Consider the following 15,235-nt stretch of genomic DNA (forward strand, 5'->3'; position numbering starts at 1 on the left):
TCGAATTCATTGTCAGCGACGACCATGCCGGCCTGCGGGCGGCGCGCCGGGCCGTCCTGTCCGGCGCCACATGGCAGCGCTGCCAGTTCCACCTGGCCCAGAACGCCATCCACCACGCCCCGAAGCTCGCCATCCGCAAGCGCATCGGCGAGGAACTGCGTGCCATCTGGAACGCCAGGGACCTGCAGGCCGCCGAGGCCGAGCTGGCCGCCCTGGCCGAGAGCTACCGCAAGACCGCCCCGAAGCTCGCCGAGTGGCTGGAGGCGAACGTCCCCGAAGGCCTCGCCGTCTTCTCCCTGCCGAAGGCTCATCGTCGCCGCATGCGGACATCGAACCCGATCGAGCGGGCCGTTCAGCAGGAGATCAAACGCCGGACCAAGAAGGTCCGCGTCTTCCCCAACGAGGCCTCGCTGCTGCGCCTCGTCACCGCCGTCCTCGCCGAGATCGACGAGGACTGGGCCACCACCGACCGCGTCTACATCAACATGGAAAACCGGGATGACTGAAGCGCCTCAGACCGAATTTCCATCCCTCAGGTTGCTCAATCCCCCGCCATGATGGTGTCGTCGTAGTCCAGCGAGATCATCGACAGCACCACGTCCTTCACCAGCGGATGCGCCGAGCGGATGAAACTTTCCGTGCAGCAGGTGCATTCCAGGCCGTGCAGCCACACCACCGGGATTCGCGGCTGCGTCTCCAGCGCCTGGGCGATGCGCGGCGCCCAGGCCGCGCCCAGGCCCAGGGCGGCCGACGTGAGGCCGCAGAACTTCAGAAAGCTGCGCCGGGAAATGCCCTGGCGGCGCATCACATCGTAGAAAGTTTCGGTTCGCGATGACATGGCGTCTCCCCCTGTGCGTGGCCACGCGGCGCCGGTGGCCGGGGCGCGGGCGGGCGGTGCCTCACCTGCGGGCCGACCCCGGGAGTCGGCCCGTCCCCGGCGGCCCCGGCGAGCCGTCCACGGATCTGTCCGGATCCGAGGGGTCGCCGACAAACCCCTGTTTTTGTTTGCTTTCTCTGGACCGGCGCGAAAGAAACATGCGCAGAAACGGTCCGTCTGAGCAATTTGATTGACAATCATCAAGGGGTCCGAGAAAACCACAAGGGAGATGAGGACGGCAAGCCCATTGTGGAGCCGGTCCGAAAATTTGCAGCATGGCGGGTAAGGCCACACTGAAAACGGGTTCGTCCGGTGGAACGACGCGGCGCGAAATCCGCGTGTGCGGTGCAACAGAACAGGCGGCATCATGTCTCATTGTCCTCCCGTCCGGACCGACCCCACACCGCCGCTTCGCGCGCGGGCCGATGGGACGCTCGGGCTGTGCCTGGAGGTGGAGGGGGGCCGTGTCGCCCGCGTGCGCGTCTCGCCCTCGGTGCGGACCGGCGTGACCGCCGCCCTGATCGGCCGCCGGGCCGAGGCCGCGGTGCCCGCCGTCCGCCGGCTGTTCGCCCTGTGCGGCCGGGCCCACACCGTGGCCGCTCTGCGCGCCGCCGAGGCCGCGCGCGGTCGGCCCGCGCCGCCCGCCGTCGAGGCCGCGCGCGACAGGCTGGTGACGGTCGAGGCGCTGGATCACGCCGCCCTGGCCCTGCTGCTCGACGGGCCGGTGGCGATGGGGGTGCCTCCCGATGTGCCGGCGCTCAAGGCGATCCGCGCGGCCCTCGCGGCGGTGGCGGACCGGGCGGCCCGTCCGGGCTGGGACGCCGTCGGCGGCGACGCGGCAGACCCGGCGGCGGGTCCCTCGCCCGATGACTTTCGCGCGGCGATCCGGGCGGCCTCCGCCCGCCTGCGCGCCGCGCTGCCGGGTGGCGCCGGCCCGCCGAGCGATCCGGATCATCTGCGGCGACGGGTGGCGGGCGATCCGGCGCCGCTGGCCCGGACACTGGCGCTTGCCCTGGCCGACCCCTGGCCCGGCGCGGTTCCGGACCCGCCCCGGCTGCTGACGGGCTGGTCCCTGGCGGCCCTGGCGGAGGCGCTGGCGGGGCCGGAGGCGGACGCCTTCGTCCTGCGCCCCACCTGGCGGGGCGCGCCGGCGGAGACCGGGCCGCTGGCCCGCGCCGCCGGCCATCCCCTGATCGCGGCCGTATGGGCCGAAGCCGGGCCGGTCGCGGCCCGTCTGGTGGCGCGATGGCGCGACCTTGCCGCCACGCTTGACAGGCTGGACAAAGCGCCGTGCCATGAGGACGGGAGCGCCGCCCTCGCCGCGACGGACTCGCGGGGCGCGGGGGTGGCGGCCGTGGAGACGGCGCGGGGTCTGCTCGTCCATCGGCTGGTGGAGCGTTGCGGGCGCATCGTGGACTGGCGCGTGCTGGCGCCGACGGAATGGACGGTCCACCCGGACGGGGCTCTGTCGGCCGCCCTCACGGGTGGGGATGCGACCGACCGGGTCGCGCTGGACCGCCGCGCGCGACGACTGGTCGCGGCCATGGACCCGTGCGTGGCCTGTGACATCCGCATCGAGGAGACAGCCCGTGCATGAGATGTCCCTGACCGAGAGTATTCTGCGCATCCTGGAGACGGAGGCCGGTCGGCAGGGCTTTTCGCGCGTGCTGGAGGTGCGCCTTGAGGTCGGCGCGCTGTCCCACGCCGACCCGGACGCGCTGCGCTTCTGCTTCGATGCGGTCACGCGCGGCTCGCTGGCCGAAGGCGCGCGGCTGGACATCCTGCGCCTGCCCGGCACCGGCTGGTGCCTGCCGTGCGGGGCCGAAATCGCCGTCGCGCGCCGGTTCGACCCGTGCCCCCGGTGCGGCGGGCATCAGATCCAGGTGACGGCGGGGGACGAACTGCGGATCAAGGACCTGGAGGTGGCGTGATGTGCGGAGTCTGCGGATGCGGTCAGGCGACGGTGGAGGGCACGCCCGCGTCCGGGCAGGCGCCCCACCACCATCACCACCATGACCACCACCATCATCATCATTCCCATGGGGCGCGCGGCACCGCCGGACCGTTGGGCGCGGTCCATGCCCCCGGCCTGGACCCGGCGCGGATCGTGCGCATCGAACAGGACATCCTGGGCGAGAACGACCGCCTCGCCGCCCGCAACCGCGCCTGGTTCGCCGACCGGGCCATGCGAACGCTCAACCTCGTCTCCGCGCCCGGCTCCGGCAAGACCACGCTGCTGGTGCGCACGCTGACCGCGTTGATGGCCCGCGCCGACGCGCCGCCGGTCGCGGTGATCGAGGGCGATCAGCAGACCGACCTGGACGCCCAGCGCATCCGCGCCACCGGCGCCCCCGCTGTGCAGATCAACACCGGCAAGGGCTGCCATCTCGACGCCGGCATGGTGGCCCGCGCCGTCGCCGACCTGGATCCGGCGCGCGGCACCGTGCTGTTCATCGAGAACGTGGGCAATCTGGTCTGCCCGGCGGCCTTCGACCTGGGCGAGGCGGCGCGGGTGCTGGTGATCTCGGTCACCGAGGGCGAGGACAAGCCCCTGAAATATCCCGACATGGTGCACGCCGCAGACCTGATGCTGCTCAACAAGATCGATCTGCTGCCCCATGTGGCCTTCGATGTGGACCGCTGCGTGGATCTGGCGCGGCGGGTCAAGCCGGGTCTGCCCGTGCTGCCGGTCTCGGCGACCACGGGCGAGGGGTTGGACGCGTGGCTCGACTGGATCCTGGACCACCGGCCCGCGCTGGCCGGCGCGGCAGCCGACGCGGGGCCGGCATGACGGCGGCGGCGGTCCGGTCCGACGAGTCCCTGGCCTGGGCCGGATCGGTCTCGGGCGCGCCGCCCCTGCCGGTGGCGGGCCTGGGGGCGTACCTGAAGGCCGCCGTGGCGGTGATGGCGGACGGTCGGGCGTGTCTCTCGCAGCCCACCGGCGATCTGGGCGACGTGGACACACGCCGCGCCTATGATGGGGTGGTGGCGGACATGCTGGCCCGGCTGGCCCGGCTGAACGGACCGCCCCGCGTGATCGCCCACGACCTGCACCCGGATTTCCACTCCACCCAGGCCGCGCGCGCCTTGGCCGAGGCGACCGGGGCCGAGGCGCTGCCCGTGCAGCACCATCACGCCCACATCGCCGCCGTTGCGGCCGAACACGGCCACACCGGGCCGCTGCTCGGGCTGGCGCTGGACGGCTTCGGGCTCGGGCCGGGGCCGGGGTCGGAGGCCGAGTCCTGGGGCGGGGAGCTGCTGCTGGTGCAGGGCGCGGGGTTTGCGCGCCTCGGCCACCTGCGCCGCCTGCGCCAGCCGGGCGGGGACGTGGCGGCGCGCGAGCCCTGGCGCATGGCGGCGGCGGCGCTGTTCGCGCTCGGGCGGGCCGAGACGATCCCGGCGCGCTTCGCGGGCCGGCCGCATGCCGCCATGATCGGGCAGATCCTGGATCGGGGCCTGAACAGCCCGGAAACCAGCTCGGCCGGGCGTCTGTTCGATGCCGCCTGCGGGCTGCTGGGCGTGCATCCCGTGGCGGACTTCGAGGGGCAGGCGCCCATGGCGCTGGAAGCCATGGTCACCGCGCCCCGCGTGCTGCAGGATGGCTATGTCATCAACGGGGACGGCGTGCTCGACGCGCTGCCGCTGCTGGAGGCCCTGAGCGCGCCGGGTCTGACGCCCGAGGCCGGGGCCGATCTGTTCCACGGCACGCTGGCGGCGGCGCTGGTGGACTGGGCCGCCGTCGCCGCCGAGGCCACCGGGTTGCGCACCGTGGGCCTGTCCGGCGGCTGCTTCTTCAACCGCGTGCTGACCCGGCTGGTGTCGCAGGGCCTGAGCGACCGCGGCCTGACCGTGCTGACGCATCGCGCCGTGTCGCCCGGCGATCCCGGCCTGAGCCTGGGTCAGGCCTGGATCGCGGCCCATCACGCCGCCCTCTCCGGCTGACAGGGAGCCGCCGACCATGTGCCTCGCCGTGCCCGCCCGGGTCACCGACCTGCTGCCCGACGCCATGGCCCGCGTGGATGTGGGCGGCATCGGCAAGACCGTGTCCGTCGCCCTGGTCGAGGATCTGGCCGTCGGGGATTACGTGATCCTGCATGTGGGCCACGCGCTCGCCCGCCTGGACCCGGAGGAGGCCGAAAAGACCCTCGCCCTGATCCAGGAGATGGCCGACCTGGGCGCGGAAGAGGCGGCGGCAGGGGAGCCCGGTGCGTCATGAAGTACCTGGACGACTATCGCGATCCGGCCCTGGCCCGGGGGCTGGCCCGCGCCATCGCCGCCGAAGTCCGCCCGGACCGGACCTACCGCCTGATGGAGTTCTGCGGCGGCCACACCCACGCCATCGTCAATCAGGGCCTCGCCCACCTGCTGCCGGATGCGGTGCGCCTGATCCACGGCCCCGGCTGCCCGGTGTGCGTGCTGCCGGTGGGGCGGCTCGACATGGCGCTGGCGCTGGTGCGGGATCATCCGGAGGTGATCCTCTGCACCTACGGCGACATGATGCGCGTGCCCGCCAGCGGCGGCGAGACCCTGCAAAAGGCCCGCGCGGCCGGGGCCGACGTGCGCATGGTCTATTCGACCCTCGACGCGCTCGCGCTGGCGCGCGCCCATCCCGACCGGCCGGTGGTGTTCCTGGCCATCGGGTTCGAGACCACCACGCCCCCCACGGCCCTGCTTCTGACCCAGGCGCGGGATGCCGGGCTGCCGAACCTGTCGGTCTTCTGCAACCACGTGCTGACGCCGCCGGCAATCGGCGCGATCCTGGGCGGAGCGGGCGAAGCGAAGCCGCTGGACGGCATCATCGGCCCGGCGCATGTCTCCACCGTGATCGGCAGCGAGGCCTATCGCGCGGGGGCGGCCCGCTTCGGCGTCCCGGTCGTCATCGCCGGGTTCGAGCCCCTGGACATTCTGCGCGCCGTGCTGATGCTGATCCGCCAGATCAACGACGGCCGGGCCGAGGTGGAAACCGAGTACACCCGCGCCGTCCGGCCCGACGGCAATCCGAAGGCCCGCGCATTGATGGAAGAGGTCTTTATCCTGCGCGCCTCTTTCGAGTGGCGCGGGCTGGGGGCGCTGCCGGACTCGGCGCTGGCCATCCGGGATGACTTCGCCGCCTGGGACGCCGAGCGCCGCTTCGCCATGCCGCCGCTGACCGGGCGCGAGAATCCGGCCTGCGAATGCGGGTCCGTGCTGATGGGCGCGCTCGACCCGCGCGACTGCCGCTTGTTCGGACGCGGCTGCACGCCGGAGCGGCCGCAGGGTGCGTGCATGGTCTCGGCCGAGGGCGCCTGCGCCGCCGCCTGGACGCAGGGGCCGTCCCCGTCCCATGCTCATGCGGCCCGCTCGCGCGAGGACGCCTGACATGCCGATCCGTCCCTTTCCGCCCCTGGACCTGACCCACGGCCGCGTCGAGATGGCCCACGGCGCGGGTGGCCGCGCCATGGCGCACCTCATTCAACAGGTGTTCGTGACGGCTCTCGGTGGCGAGGCCCTGGCGGCCGGCGACGACTTCGCCCGGGTGACCGTGCCGCCGGGCCGGCTGGTGATGAGCACGGACGGCCACGTCGTTACGCCCCGGGTGTTTCCGGGCGGTGATATCGGGTCGCTGGCCGTCCACGGCACGGTCAACGACGTCGCCATGTCGGGCGCCCGGGTGCTCCATCTGACCGCCGGGTTCATCGTCGAGGAGGGATTTCCGCTGGCCGAACTGGTCGCCATCGCGGAGAGCATGGGCCGGGCCGCGCGCGAGGCCGGCGTGGGGATCGTCGCCGGCGATACCAAGGTGGTGGAGCGCGGCGGCTGCGACGGCGTGTTCATCACCACCGCCGGGGTCGGCGTGCTGACCGACGACCGCCTGGACATCGCGGGCGACCTTGCCCGGCCGGGGGATGTGCTGCTGCTCAGCGGCACCGTCGGCGACCACGGCATCGCCATCCTGTCCAAGCGGGAGGGGCTGGCGTTCGAGACCCCCATCCTCTCGGACAGTGCGGCCCTGAACGGGCTGGTGGCGGCCATGGTGGCGGCGGTGCCCGAGATCCGCGTGTTGCGCGACCCGACCCGGGGCGGCGTGGCCGCGACCCTGAACGAGATCGCCGACCAGTCCGGCGTCGGGATGCTGGTGCGAGAGGCGGCGGTGCCCGTGCGCCCGGCGGTGCGGGGGGCGTGCGAGCTGCTGGGGCTCGATCCGCTGACCGTGGCCAACGAGGGCAAGCTGATCGCCATCTGTCCGCCCGACCGCGCCGAGGCGCTGCTGACGGTCATGCAGGCCCACCCCCTGGGCCGGGACGCCGCCATCATCGGCGCGGTGCTGGCGGATCCGGACCGCGTGGTGCAGCTTGAGACCGCGTTGGGCGGCCGCCGCGTCATCGACTGGCTGGCCGGCGAGCAGTTGCCCCGGATCTGTTGAGGCCGGGAGGCGGTTCGAGACGCCCCCGGACTCCCAGCTACTGCGCGCCGATCACGTGGTACATGTCGCGCAAGAGCAACCAGGACCCGTCCACCTGCACCCAGACATGCATGTAGCGGCCGTTGATCGTCTGCGCGCCGATATCGACCAGGGTTTCGCCGATCTCCATGGCCGCAGCCGGACCCAGTTGCCTGATTTCGAGGATGTTGAACCTTAGATTGCTGGCGCCCGCCCGAAAGGCCACGTCGTAGTGCGCGGCGATCGCCTCCCGCCCCTGGATCGGCTGGGCACGGGGCGGCAGCAGGACGCCGTCCTCGGTGTAGACGGTCGCAAGTGCGGCGGCATCGGCGGCGTTGTAGGCCGCGGCCAGCCGCTCCATTTGCTGCAAGATGGGGTTGTCCTGCGCAGCGGCAGGCCAGGACACGAGCAGAAGGACGGCAATCCAGGCGGTGAATCGCAGCGGAGCCATGACGGTTCTCTCCCTGATTGGATCGGGAACGAAACTGTGCCCGCCGACACGGGGCCTGGCAAGGCGGCCGGTCCTACACCATCGTGAACGCGATCAGGCGGCCGAGGACGAGGGCGGAGAGCCAGCACAGGAGGGAGATCACGGCAACGGCGCGACCCCGGGCGGGCGACAGCGCCGCCACGCCGCCACGAAGGGTGGCCCACAGGGCCGCCATCGCGCCGGCCAGGACCAGCGCCATCTTGGACAGGAACACGGGGTTCGCGGCATAGTCGGCCGGTCCGGCCAGGAACAGCAGGGCGCCGCAGCCCGCCGCCAGCGCCAAGCCGGTGGCCGCGACAGGCACCAGAACGCACGCCAGTCCGTCCAGCGGCTGGCGTTTCCAGACACCGAGCAGGCGCAGATCCAGGGGCACGATGGCCCCGACCAGCAGGGCGACGCCCAGGATATGCCCGGCGTTCACGCCCGCGTAGCCCCAGCGCGAGACCCGCATCCAGGCGGCCGGATCGGTGGCGGCGAGCGCCGCCCACAGGTCGGCCATCGTGTGGCGTCAACTGCGGCCTGGATAGAGTTCGTAAAGCCGCTCCCCGATCCGGATTCGCTCGGCCTTGAGCAGGCGGTCTTCCAGGTCCGCCGAGGGCTCGCCGATGAACGTGGCTTCCACGCCGGGGGCCAGATCGCCGTCCTTGAGCCCAGCCCGATCGTTGCGCCAGGGCTGGCCGACCTCGACCGTCCAGGTCTCGGCATCGGCCTGCACGGTCAGCACGCCGTGCGGGTTCCCCAGCTTGGCGTCCTGGATGATCCCCGTCAGCTCGATATTGTTGCCGGAGGTCCAGCGCCAGCCGTGATGAGCGGCGGCCGGCAACACCAGACCGAGCACGAGGGCCCCGGTCCACAGGGCGGCAAGGGGGGAACGCATGGCTCTGCCTCCTCCTTCGGGATCCACCGGCCTTGGTCAGACCGCGCGCCGACCCGGTGTCGCGCGCCGGGTCAGACGTGGGGACGGTCCGGGCGCGCAACAAGCGGGCGTTGGAGGAAAGGCCGGGCCGTCAGTGCCGCGCGTAGACCGAGGTGCTGCCGTCGCGCTGCACCAGCAGGGTCTCGAACGGCGCGCCTTCGTAGCCCGGCACGTCCATCCCCGGCGAGGACGGCGGCATGCCCGGCACCGAAAGGCCGACCGCCTGCGGTTTCTCTTCAAGCAGGCGGCGGACGTCCTCGGCCGGGACGTGGCCTTCGATCACGTAGCCGTCCACCACGGCGGTATGACAGGACGCCGCGTCGTCCGGGATGCCGGCCAGGGCCTTCATGCCGTACAGATCCTCGGTGTCCGTCTCGGTCACGGCAAAGCCGTTGTCCCGCATGTAGTCGGCCCAGACCACGCAGCAGCCGCAGGAGGGGGACTTGTAGACCTCGATGGCGGGCGCGGCGGACTCGGCGTGGGCCGCCAGCGGGGCGATCAGCAGGCCGGCGGCCAGGGCGAGGGCGGTCCGGCGCGGGCGGGGCAGGGGCATGGACAGGGGCATGCGTGTGCGTCTCCGTTGAGGATGCGATGGGTCGGTCCGCCGTCCCCCGGTCGGCGCGGACCCGATGCGATGCCCCATCCCAACGCGCCGGTCCCGCGCCGTCAACGCTTCGCGGCGTAGGGTTTTCCGGGGGCGGGGCATCATGCGGGGTCGGGCGGCGGTTCGCCGTCTTCGGCGGCGCGCAGGGTCCGGATCACCCGGCGCATGAGATCGAGGAAGGCCGCCGCCTCGGCTTCTGTCAGGTCGGCCAGCGCCCGGGCGTTCTGGTCCCGGGCGGCGTCGGTCGCGGCTGCCCGCAGGGCCCGGGCGGCGGGTGTCAGCCAGGCCTGTTGCGCGCGCCCGTCGTCCGGGTGGGGCCGCCGGACGATCAGTCCGTCGCGCTCCATGCGGCGCAATGTGTTGGCCATGGTGGCCTGTTCCACGTCCAGGCGGTCGCGGAGCTGTTTCTGCGTCAAGCCGTCCGCGTCCCACAGTTCGAGCAGGGTCATGAACTGGGCCGGGGCCAGCCCCAGGGGCTGAATGCGCTGCTGCAGGCCGTGCGCGAACAGACGCGCCATGTGGTTGGCGAGGTATCCGGCCGAGGCGGTCTTGTCGAAGGTCATGGCCCCGCTGCGTCCTTCCGGAGGGAGTTCATCTCCGCCCTTAGCCTGTCCGGCCCATGAGGACAAGCCGCGACGGGCGCTCCGCTCAACGGCAGGCTTGGATAGCGTGCTATATTCATGATACATAGCCCGCTATTCAATAGGCATCGCGGAGACCCGACCCATGCTCAAGGCCCTTCATCCCGTCGCCGGCGGGCTCGCGCTGGTGATGATCGCGACGTTCTGGGGGTCCACCGTGGCGGTGGAACTGCTCGGTCCGCCCGCCGCCGTGGTGGCGGTCAAGACCGCCATCCCCTGGGCGTTTCTCCTGCTGGTGCCGGCCCTGGCATTCACCGGGCTGAGCGGGACACGGCTCGCCCGGGGGCGCTCCGACGGGCTGGCCGCCGCCAAGCGCCGCCGCATGCCCTTCATCGCGGCCAACGGCCTGTTCGTGCTGATGCCGGCCGCGTTCGCGCTTTCGGCCAAGGCCGACGCCGGGGCGTTCGACGCCAAGTTCAATGCCGTCCAGGCGGTGGAACTGGTGGCCGGCGCGGTGAACATCGTGTTGCTGGGGCGCAGCCTTCGCGACGGCCTCCGCCTGACCGGACGACTGCCGCGAGTCGCGGCCTGATCCCCCCTTGCTCTATGGAGATGACGCCATGTCCCGATATGTCCACCGTCTGACGCCGCTTGGTCGGATGACCGCGCTGGTCCCCCTCCTCCTGGCCGGGTGCGGCGCCCCCCACATGAAGACGATCCAGGACGCCAAGTCGGCCCTGATCGGCCAGGATGCGGCCGTGCTGACATCGTGTCTCGGGGAACCGTTCGCGGTCCGGGCCCACCCGGCGATCCCGGGTCGCATCGAACAGTATTCCTCGGCCCAGGCGCGCGGCCCGGACGGCCGCCTGCAGGCCATGCCCCGCCCGGACCTGGCCGCGCAGGCGCGCGCGTGCGTCTTCGATATCACGGTGCAAGACGATCGCATCCGGGCGGTGGACAGCGACAACCGCGCCGGTTGGGGATTCGGCGGCATCGCGGCATGCTCGGCCGTGGTGCGCCGGTGCGCCGGGTCCTGAGGCGCCGCCCCTTGGCGCTGTCGGCCATCCTCTGGACCCCGGCCGCGTCATCGGCCACCATGCGCCGGTGCCGCTGGCAAAAAAGGAACACCGGGCATGGGGAGAGGAGATGTCATGGCGCTGCCGGAGTCGGTCACCATCGTTGACGTGGGGCCGCGTGACGGCCTGCAGAACGAGCCCAACCGGGTGCCCGTGGACACCAAGGTCGCCCTGATCGACAGCCTGGCCGAGGCCGGGCTGCCGGTGATCGAGGCCGGGGCCTTCGTCAGCCCGAAATGGGTGCCGCAGATGGCGGACACCGACGCCGTGTTGGCCCGCATCAAGCGGCCGCCGGGCGTGCGTTTTCCGGTGCTGGTGCCCAACGACAGGGGCATGGCGGCGGCGGAGGCGGCCGAGGGCGTGCATGAGATCGCGGTGTTCGGGGCGGCCTCCGAGACCTTCTCGAAGCGGAACATCAACTGCTCGGTGGCCGAGAGCCTGGAGCGCTTCCGGCCCGTGGTCGCCCGGGCGCGCGAGCATGGCTGGCGGGTGCGGGGGTATGTCTCCTGCGTGCTCGGCTGCCCCTACGAGGGCGCGATCCCGCCCGAGGCGGTGGCCGGCGTGGCCAGCGATCTCTACGCCATGGGCTGCGATGAGATCTCGTTGGGCGACACCATCGGCGTGGGCACGCCCCTGGCCGCGCGCCGCATGATCGAGGCCGTGTCGGCGCATGTGCCCGTGGAGCGGCTGGCGGCGCATTTCCACGATACCTACGGGCAGGCGCTGGCCAACCTGCTGGCGGTGCTGGACCTGGGGGTGGCTATCGTGGACACCTCGGTCGCCGGGTTGGGCGGCTGTCCCTATGCCAAGGGCGCGTCGGGCAACGTGGCCACCGAGGACGTGGTCTACATGTTGGATGGCATGGGCGTGCGCACCGGCGTGTCGCTGGCCAAGGTGGCCGAGGCCGGGCGCGTCATCTCCGCCCATCTCGGCCGCGAGCCCACATCGCGGGTGGCCCGGGCGCTGCAGGGCGCGGCGGCGTAAGAGGCGCCGTTTTTCTTGGCGTCATCCCGAGCCGCTGGACGCGGCGAGGGATCTCGGGAGGCGGGGTTGCTCGGCACCGGCAGCACGCCGTGGCCCGAGATCCTTCGCGCCCCACGGGCGCTCAGGATGACGATCCATCTTCCTCGACACCATCAAGCGACGGCCGCCGCCGGGGGAGCGCATCCCCCGACGGCGGCCGCATCGTGACGTCCCGGGAGTCCCGGGCCGGGATCACGCCTCCGGCTTGCGGAAGTGCAGGATGCCCCAGGCCAGGTGACCGGAGTCGCCGGCCTTCACCCAGTTGTCCAGGCCCACCAGCATGCGGTCCAGGTAGCCCCGGCTGCACACCTTGGCGAGCTCGTTGTAGCGCTCGCGCAGCACCTCGGCGACCCGGCCGTAGTGGCGCGGCAGGTGGTCGGTCAGTTCGGTCACCGACACCGCCTCGAAGCCGACGCGCTCGGCGGCCGCCTTGTAGAACCCGATGGAGCCCAGGTTCTCCAGGTGGATGCGGTCATACACCGGCTGCAGCACGCCCGGGGGCACGTCGTCGGCCTCCATCGGATCGGTGAAGATCAGATGGCCGCCCGGCTTCAGCACCCGGAACGCCTCTTCCAGCACCAGTTCGCGGTCGCCGGAATGCAGGATGGCGTCCTGCGACCAGACCACGTCGAAACGCGCGTTCGGCTCCGGGATGTCCTCGAAGCTGCCGTGCACGACGGTGACCTTGTCGGCCAGGCCCTGCTCCTCGTTCAGACGCCGGTTGGTGGCGTTCTGGGTCTCGGAGATGTTCAGGCAGTGCACCGCGCTGCCGCGCGTGGCGGCCAGGCGCCGCGCCGCGCCGCCGTAGCCGGCGCCGATGTCCAGCACCCGGCTGTCCGGACCCAGGTCCACCTGTTCGGCCATGGTGTCCACCGTGCGGCGGCTGGCGTCCTTGATGGTCTCGCCCTTGGCGCCCTCGTACAGGCCGATGTGGATGTCCTCGCCACCCCAGATCTGGTAGTAGAAGTTGTCCGCATCGCCGCTGTCGTAATAGGTCTCGGCGACCGAGGCGATCTTCTTCAGGTCACGCGGGCCGCGCTCCAGGTCGTAGCTCTTGGAGGCCACGTGGATGAAGAAGTCCGGGTCGTCTTCCTGGTAGGTCTCCTGGAAGTCGCCGTAGGTGCGGATATGCTGGAAGCCGGCCTCGGTCAGCAGACGCCGCATGTAGTTCTTGCGGATCGGGAACATGTTCAGCTTGTATTCCGACCCGTCCGGGAAGGAATAGCGGAAGCGGGCCAGACCCTCGTCCACATGCTCCGGTTCGGCCACGACCTTGTCGCCACAGTAGTAGTACTTGTGAGCGCTGCTGTAGCCGTGGTCCATCATCGCATCATAATTGCGCTGATCGATAATCAGCACGCCGTCATGCTTCAGGGCCGCGTAGAACTCGGCCAGCGCCCGGCGCCGGTCCTGTTCTTCGTGCAGGTGGGTGAAGCTGTTGCCCAGGCAGATGATGGCGTCGTACTTGCCGTGCAGCTCCTTGTTCAGGAACCGCCAGTCGGCGTGACAGGTGCGCAGGATGATGTGGTGGTCCTTGGCGTTCTCGAACGCCTTGGCCACCATGGCGGCCGAGCCGTCCACCGAGGTGACGTCGAAGCCGGCCTTGATGAGCTGCACGGAATGAAAGCCGGTGCCGCAGGCGGCATCCAGGATGCGGGTCTTGCCGCGGGCCTTCAGCACGTCGATGAAGAACTGGCCCTCGCTCTGGGCGCGGGCGTCCCAGTCGATCAGCTCGTCCCACTTCTCGACGAAGGTCTGGATGTATTCGGCGCGGTAGTGGTCGCTGTCCCGCACCGCGATGGGGTCTTCCCCATAGTGCTGTTCTTCGGTGACCAGTTCGCTGTTCCGTTCGCGAAAATCGACGGTGTCCATGATCGGGTCTCCTTCAAGCTACTCGGCGGCGTTGGTCCGGATCCCCGCGTCGTCGGCCAGGGCGGCGGCGCGGTCGGTCTCTTCCCAGGGCACATCGGCGCGGCCGAAGTGGCCGTTGGCGGCGGTCTGGCGATAGATCGGACGCAGCAGGTCGAGCATCGCGATGATGCCCTTCGGCCGCAGGTCGAAGTGCTCGCGCACCAGGGCCTCGATGCGCGCTTCCGGCAGGGCGCCGGTGCCGAAAGTATCGACCCGCACCGAAACCGGGCGGGCGACGCCGATGGCGTAGGCCAACTGGACCTCGCAGCGTTCGGCGAGGCCGGCCGCAACCAGGTTCTTGGCCACGTAGCGGGCGGCATAGGCGGCGGAGCGGTCCACCTTGGACGGGTCCTTGCCCGAGAAGGCGCCGCCGCCGTGACGGCCCATGCCGCCGTAGGTGTCCACGATGATCTTGCGCCCGGTCAGGCCGCAGTCGCCCACCGGGCCGCCGATGACGAACCGGCCGGTCGGGTTGATGTGATAGGTGATGTCGCCGTTCAGCATCGCCTCGGGAATGCAGGGGCGCACGATCTCCTCGATCACCGCCTCGCGCAGGGTGGCGTGATCGACGTCCTCGTCATGCTGGGTGGAGAGCACGACCGCATCCAGGCCGGCCGGCTTGCCGCCCTCGTAGCGCACGCTGACCTGGCTTTTCACGTCCGGGCGCAGCCAGGGCAGTTTTCCGGCCTTGCGCACCTCGGCCTGACGGGCGGTCATGCGATGGGCGAGCTGGATCGGCAGCGGCATCAGCGCGTCCGTCTCGCGGCAGGCGAAGCCGAACATCAGGCCCTGGTCGCCGGCCCCCTGGTCCAGGTCCAGGCCGGAGCCCTCGTTCACGCCCTGGGCGATGTCCGGCGACTGCTTGTCGAGCGCCACCAGCACCGCGCAGGACCGGCCGTCGTAGCCGTACGCGGGGGTGTCGTAGCCGATATCCAGAATGGTTTCGCGCGCGACATCCGCATAATCGACGTGGGCGGTGGTTGTGATCTCGCCCGACAGGATGCACATGCCGGTATTGACCATGGTCTCGCAGGCCACGCGGGCCATGGGGTCCTGGGCCAGGATGGCGTCCAGGACGGCGTCGGAAATGCTGTCGGCGAGCTTGTCCGGATGGCCGGCACCCACGGACTCGGAGGTGAAGAGGTAGGACTCCGTCACGATATCTGTTCTCCCTGGTCGAAGCGGTACGCGCACCGGCGGCCGACTGTCACGTCGGTCGGGCACGGAACCCCGGTCCTGTCGATCCGTCGGTCGCGAACGGGTGACCATGCGGCGGCGCGGGCGTGTGGCCCGGCACCGGCGGCAGGGTGTGCCGCTGTGGTCGTGGCGGGCCGCC

The 15,235-nt window shown here is 71.3% G+C and carries 19 protein-coding genes; 11 read left to right on the forward strand and 8 right to left on the reverse strand.

Annotated elements, in window-relative coordinates:
* A partial coding sequence (locus tag GHC57_RS03090; protein WP_211369106.1) for a transposase occupies positions 1-506 on the forward strand: 506 nt, incomplete at its 5' end.
* Positions 507-541: 35 nt separating this feature from the next.
* Here the strand turns inward: GHC57_RS03090 and GHC57_RS03095 are convergent.
* Positions 542-838: a twin-arginine translocation signal domain-containing protein gene (locus GHC57_RS03095; RefSeq protein ID WP_425500635.1), complete on the reverse strand. Its 297-nt coding sequence runs from the start codon at positions 836-838 to the stop codon at positions 542-544.
* A gap of 406 nt (positions 839-1,244) precedes the next feature.
* On the opposite strand from GHC57_RS03095, the gene GHC57_RS03100 reads away from it, so the two are divergent.
* The 7 genes from GHC57_RS03100 to hypE are packed head-to-tail and all read left to right on the forward strand — an operon-like array spanning position 1,245 to position 7,280.
* On the forward strand, positions 1,245-2,474 hold the full coding sequence (locus GHC57_RS03100; RefSeq protein ID WP_153341064.1) for a nickel-dependent hydrogenase large subunit: 1,230 nt from the start codon (positions 1,245-1,247) through the stop codon (positions 2,472-2,474).
* Position 2,475: 1 nt separating this feature from the next.
* Positions 2,476-2,808: a hydrogenase maturation nickel metallochaperone HypA gene (hypA, locus tag GHC57_RS03105; RefSeq protein WP_211369111.1), complete on the forward strand. Its 333-nt coding sequence runs from the start codon at positions 2,476-2,478 to the stop codon at positions 2,806-2,808.
* Positions 2,808-3,668, forward strand: coding sequence for a hydrogenase nickel incorporation protein HypB (hypB, locus tag GHC57_RS03110; protein ID WP_153341068.1), 861 nt, complete (start codon positions 2,808-2,810; stop codon positions 3,666-3,668). Before hypA ends, hypB begins: the two co-directional genes overlap by 1 nt.
* Positions 3,665-4,819 (forward strand): Kae1-like domain-containing protein, encoded by a 1,155-nt coding sequence (locus GHC57_RS03115; RefSeq protein ID WP_153341070.1) that lies wholly within the window; start codon positions 3,665-3,667, stop codon positions 4,817-4,819. The genes hypB and GHC57_RS03115 overlap by 4 nt, the downstream gene beginning before the upstream one ends.
* A gap of 16 nt (positions 4,820-4,835) precedes the next feature.
* On the forward strand, positions 4,836-5,093 hold the full coding sequence (locus tag GHC57_RS03120; protein ID WP_153341072.1) for a HypC/HybG/HupF family hydrogenase formation chaperone: 258 nt from the start codon (positions 4,836-4,838) through the stop codon (positions 5,091-5,093).
* Positions 5,090-6,235 (forward strand): hydrogenase formation protein HypD, encoded by a 1,146-nt coding sequence (hypD, locus tag GHC57_RS03125; RefSeq protein WP_153341074.1) that lies wholly within the window; start codon positions 5,090-5,092, stop codon positions 6,233-6,235. The genes GHC57_RS03120 and hypD overlap by 4 nt, the downstream gene beginning before the upstream one ends.
* 1 nt (position 6,236) lies before the next feature.
* A complete protein-coding gene (gene hypE / locus GHC57_RS03130) occupies positions 6,237-7,280 on the forward strand; it encodes a hydrogenase expression/formation protein HypE (RefSeq protein WP_153341076.1) in 1,044 nt (347 codons plus the stop codon).
* Positions 7,281-7,317: 37 nt separating this feature from the next.
* Here hypE and GHC57_RS03135 read toward each other — a convergent pair whose 3' ends face one another.
* The 5 genes from GHC57_RS03135 to GHC57_RS03155 form a co-directional block, all read right to left on the reverse strand.
* Positions 7,318-7,749, reverse strand: coding sequence for a YybH family protein (locus GHC57_RS03135; RefSeq protein ID WP_153341078.1), 432 nt, complete (start codon positions 7,747-7,749; stop codon positions 7,318-7,320).
* Positions 7,750-7,822: 73 nt separating this feature from the next.
* The gene (locus GHC57_RS03140; RefSeq protein WP_153341080.1) at positions 7,823-8,287 is read right to left on the reverse strand and encodes a hypothetical protein; all 465 of its coding nucleotides are present in this window, start codon (positions 8,285-8,287) and stop codon (positions 7,823-7,825) included.
* A gap of 9 nt (positions 8,288-8,296) precedes the next feature.
* Complete coding sequence (locus tag GHC57_RS03145; RefSeq protein ID WP_153341082.1) at positions 8,297-8,665, reverse strand: DUF6152 family protein; 369 nt, start codon at positions 8,663-8,665, stop codon at positions 8,297-8,299.
* Between the two features lie 130 nt (positions 8,666-8,795).
* Complete coding sequence (locus GHC57_RS03150; RefSeq protein ID WP_246152107.1) at positions 8,796-9,269, reverse strand: DUF411 domain-containing protein; 474 nt, start codon at positions 9,267-9,269, stop codon at positions 8,796-8,798.
* A 140-nt stretch (positions 9,270-9,409) separates the two neighbouring features.
* Entirely contained in the window at positions 9,410-9,871 is a 462-nt protein-coding gene (locus GHC57_RS03155; protein WP_153341084.1) for a MarR family winged helix-turn-helix transcriptional regulator, read from the reverse strand.
* Positions 9,872-10,034: 163 nt separating this feature from the next.
* Between GHC57_RS03155 and GHC57_RS03160 the strand changes: the two genes are divergently transcribed.
* The 3 genes from GHC57_RS03160 (at position 10,035) to GHC57_RS03170 (ending at position 11,949) form a co-directional block, all read left to right on the forward strand.
* Positions 10,035-10,481 (forward strand): hypothetical protein, encoded by a 447-nt coding sequence (locus GHC57_RS03160; protein ID WP_153341085.1) that lies wholly within the window; start codon positions 10,035-10,037, stop codon positions 10,479-10,481.
* A gap of 28 nt (positions 10,482-10,509) precedes the next feature.
* Positions 10,510-10,926, forward strand: a complete 417-nt coding sequence (locus GHC57_RS03165) for a hypothetical protein (protein ID WP_211369107.1) — start codon at positions 10,510-10,512, stop codon at positions 10,924-10,926.
* Positions 10,927-11,040: 114 nt separating this feature from the next.
* Positions 11,041-11,949, forward strand: coding sequence for a hydroxymethylglutaryl-CoA lyase (locus tag GHC57_RS03170; RefSeq protein ID WP_153341088.1), 909 nt, complete (start codon positions 11,041-11,043; stop codon positions 11,947-11,949).
* 231 nt (positions 11,950-12,180) lie between these two features.
* Here the strand turns inward: GHC57_RS03170 and GHC57_RS03175 are convergent, their stop codons facing one another.
* Together GHC57_RS03175 and metK are read right to left on the reverse strand one after the other, a co-directional pair.
* On the reverse strand, positions 12,181-13,860 hold the full coding sequence (locus tag GHC57_RS03175; protein WP_153341090.1) for a glycine/sarcosine N-methyltransferase: 1,680 nt from the start codon (positions 13,858-13,860) through the stop codon (positions 12,181-12,183).
* A gap of 18 nt (positions 13,861-13,878) precedes the next feature.
* Positions 13,879-15,060, reverse strand: a complete 1,182-nt coding sequence (gene metK / locus GHC57_RS03180) for a methionine adenosyltransferase (protein WP_425500636.1) — start codon at positions 15,058-15,060, stop codon at positions 13,879-13,881.
* Positions 15,061-15,235 lie beyond the last annotated feature (175 nt).

The organism is Roseospira navarrensis, assembly GCF_009601025.1.
GTDB lineage: Bacteria > Pseudomonadota > Alphaproteobacteria > Rhodospirillales > Rhodospirillaceae > Rhodospira > Rhodospira navarrensis.